Here is a 3,541-nt window from a genome sequence, read left to right as displayed (position 1 = left end):
GATCCAACAGTAGGGTTAAAAGATAAGATTTTATTTTTTTCTATATACTCAATATACTACATTCAATTACCATTTTTGTATTGTGCATCAAAGATATCAGAACTTAGTAGAATGTTATCAGAGAGTAGAGCGCTCGGTCTTAGAATATGTTTAGTGCTTATCAATACTATATTATTGATCCCTGTAGCGCTTCTTGAGTTAATAAAGTATCCATTAATAAAGCTCTTCTCGCCTCTGGGTTTAAGTGTAAAGCAAATGAGCTTTTTGTTTAATGTAAGTGATGTAGGTACTGGTAATCAGAATGTTCATACTAGAAGTTTTGAGCAAAGTGTTATTGAGTGTGCCAAAAAATTAAAGGAAGAATATGGGACTCCATCAAATGAGCTGGATGAAGAGTTTAAAAACTATATAGGCGGTTTGACAAATCAGCAGAAAGAACTGATAGCGCCTTATTTGAAGGTAGATAATTATAGAGAAGGAGAATGGGTAAGGTGGGTAGATTCCAAAACCGGACTGACATTAACACAGGCCATAAATCTAGTTTTAATTGCAGCAACAAAGCAAAATGCAGATGTAGAGCTGTTGAAATCCATATTGCTGGTTCGTTTTGAGGAAAGTAATCGCCAATGTGGTCCTGGAATGCTTAATCGTATCATTTATGCATTAAGTGGCCTTGAAGCAGAAAATAATTTTGCAGCTCAACTAGAGCCTCAGATAATAGGAGAATTGGCCGGTAATGCTACTAAAAGATTTCTTGAGAGATCTGTAGATAAGCACTACTTTAAAATAAAAATTTTAAAAGAAAATTTTGATGACTTATATTCGCTAGGTTCTGAAGTGGATTTGAGCAATGCAAATGATGAAGTAAAGGATGGAATTTCTCATATGAGAAGTGCTATAAAAGAATTTGTATTTAAAGAGTTATATGTGAAGTTTTATAATGACTATGGAGAACATATTCGTAGAGGACAGATAAAACAAAAGCTAAGGGAATTAATAACAGGTGAAGTCGTAGATGCAGCAATATATGGTAAGATAGATGAAGTAGCAATACCTGCAGAACCATCCACTTGCCTTGAAAGAGTGAAAGCATTTTTGGGAAATATAGCAAGGTTTTCTGCTGCTTAGCACGCCTCTAGAGTTTACTAAACTTTGATTGTGAGTTAGGTGTGAAGCTAAAAATTGGTATTTACGATTAACTCACAGCAAACTAAACGATGGCAACCTGGTCACCCTCTAATTTTTCCTTATTGATTCGTAGCAGGTTCTTTGCTATGGTTATGAAAAGAAACCTCATCAGTATACTTTGATAGGTGAGTATTATATATGATAATATTGATAACAAATGATGATGGTTTTAAGAGTGAAGGAATAAGATTACTTAAAGAAATTGCACACAATTTTGCATCGGAAGTATGGATAGTAGCACCAGATACTGATAGGAGTGGAGCTGCAAGGTCTCTTGACTATCCAGTAAAGCAATTTATTAAAATAAGTCAACATAGTGAAAGGGAGTTTAGTGTGTCTGGTACTCCCGCAGATTGTGTCATTATCGCGTTAAATAAAATTATGAATAAAAAACCAGACTTAATATTATCTGGAGTAAATATTGGATCAAATGTCGGCGATGATATTTGTTATTCAGGCACAATCGGTGCTGCAATGGAAGGTGCTGCAAGATCTATACCTTCTATTGCGCTGAGCCAAGTTTATCATGATAAAATAGACTGGAACAATACAAAGATTTTTGCACCAAAGGTTATTGCCAAGCTAATGAAAGTTGGTTGGCCTAAAGATATAGTGATGAGTATAAATTTTCCTGCTACAGAAAAAGTGAAAGGGGTCGAATTTGCTGAACAAGGTGAATATAACATTGATGGTGATTTAACTTTTACTGAAAACTTAAATGGTTCTTTGAGCTTAAATTGGTCTCGGGAACACTCAGGCAGTGGTAGTGTAGATAAAATAAAAGGAGGTTTTATTACTATTACACCGATAAAATTAGATTTTACAGATTATGATATATTAAATGCTATGAAAAATTCTTGTGCAGAGGAATTTTCTTCTATAGCTAACACTCCTATTGCTTCTGATTAGATATTTTCTACGGTTTTATCGCGAGCAATCATTTTTTCTTCACCCGTGTCCATATTTTTAATTTTTAAAGTTTTACTGCTTAGCTCTTCATCACCAAAGATTAATACAACTTTTGCATTTGCTTGATTTGCTTTTTTCATTCGGGTTTTTAGAGTTCCACTATATTCGTAAATCACATATAAACCATTTCTGCGTAATTCACTTGCAAGTGTTAGAGCATGTTCTTCAGCTTCTCCACCGATTGGAATTATATAAATAGGCCTCTCTTTTTTTTCAGCATAGTTGATTAATTCCATTATACGCTCAATCCCCCCTGCAAATCCTATTGCTGGAGTGTGTTTTCCACCTACTGAAGATACTAGATTATCGTATCTTCCACCGGCAAAAACTGCTCCTTGTGCACCTAAATCTTCTGTGACAAATTCAAATACTGTGTGACAATAATAGTCTAGACCTCGAACTAATTTGCTATTTACAGTGTAAGGTATGCCAAGAGCTTGCAGTCCATTTAACACCTGGTCAAAGAAATATGAAGATTCTTTTGTATAATAATCACTGATTTTTGGTGCGTCAGAGATTATTTCTTTATCTGTCTTATCCTTAGAGTCTAATATTCTGAGTGGGTTTTTAATCAATCTATTTTGACTATCTTCTGATAGGTCATTTTGAAACTTTTTTAAATACGATATCAAAGCTTCTGTATACTGAGTTATTGTTTCACTATCACCCAGAGAGTTGATTTCCAGCTTTACATTTTTATTGATGCCAAATTCAGTTAGTAAGTGCTGAGCGAGTGATATCAATTCAATATCAGCTTTTGGATCTTCTATGCCAAAAACCTCAAAATTTATCTGATGAAATTGCCTTTGTCTTCCCTTTTGCGGTCTTTCATAGCGAAATGCAGGCCCTATTGAAAATAATTTTATCGGCGCTTGTAGTTTTTTTTCAATGAGTAACCTAACAATAGCTGCAGTGAACTCAGGACGCAGAGTTATGCTCTTTCCCCCTTTATCAATAAAAGTATACATCTCTTTAGTGATAATATCTGAGCTATCACCTAAAGTCTTTGTAAAGACTTCTGTGTATTCAAATATCGGAGTTTGAACAGGTAAAAAGCCGTATAAACTTGAGATTCTGCTTGCTGTTTGCTCTATGTGTTTAAACTTGTACCATTCATCAAACAGGAGATCTTTTGTTCCTCTAACTGTTTGATTAGTCATAGCATAGTCTCTATACCTGAAACTTCTGGTATGTGATAGCTTAGCATATTCTGCACTCCTTGTTTTAAGGTAATTGCAGCACTTGGGCACCCAGAGCAAGCTCCTTGCAGTTCAACGTAAACTATTCCGTCTTTATAGCCACGGAACTTGATATCACCACCATCTTGAGCAACTGCAGGTTTAATATAACTTTCCATCAATTCTTTTATTCTATTTACAATTTC

Annotated in this window: 4 protein-coding genes; 2 read left to right on the top strand and 2 right to left on the bottom strand. The window is 34.7% G+C overall.

All coding sequences use genetic code 11. From position 1 onward, the window contains the following. Both ACJ5GX_RS06475 and surE read left to right on the top strand, forming a co-directional pair. A partial coding sequence (locus ACJ5GX_RS06475) for a hypothetical protein (protein WP_495292827.1) occupies positions 1-1,128 on the top strand: 1,128 nt, incomplete at its 5' end. Positions 1,129-1,326: 198 nt separating this feature from the next. Next, a complete protein-coding gene (gene surE, locus ACJ5GX_RS06470; RefSeq protein WP_096097213.1) occupies positions 1,327-2,097 on the top strand; it encodes a 5'/3'-nucleotidase SurE in 771 nt (256 codons plus the stop codon). Here the strand turns inward: surE and hisS are convergent. Next, complete coding sequence (gene hisS / locus ACJ5GX_RS06465) at positions 2,094-3,317, bottom strand: histidine--tRNA ligase (RefSeq protein ID WP_052264829.1); 1,224 nt, start codon at positions 3,315-3,317, stop codon at positions 2,094-2,096. The two genes, surE and hisS, sit on opposite strands and share 4 nt — an antisense overlap. Beyond that, the coding region (locus tag ACJ5GX_RS06460) for a NifU family protein (protein WP_495292826.1) at positions 3,314-3,541 on the bottom strand (228 nt) is incomplete at its 5' end. The genes hisS and ACJ5GX_RS06460, both read right to left, overlap by 4 nt.

It is taken from the genome of Wolbachia endosymbiont of Tuta absoluta, assembly GCF_059414725.1.
The sequence above is the reverse complement of the archived record's forward strand: the minus strand, read 5'-3'. Positions and strand labels throughout refer to the sequence as shown.

Excerpts from the sequence above, each read along its gene's own strand:
- surE (WP_096097213.1), top strand. The coding sequence starts at position 1,327 with ATGATAATATTGATAACAAATGATGATGGTTTTAAGAGTGAAGGAATA.
- hisS (WP_052264829.1), bottom strand. The coding sequence starts at position 3,317 with ATGACTAATCAAACAGTTAGAGGAACAAAAGATCTCCTGTTTGATGAA.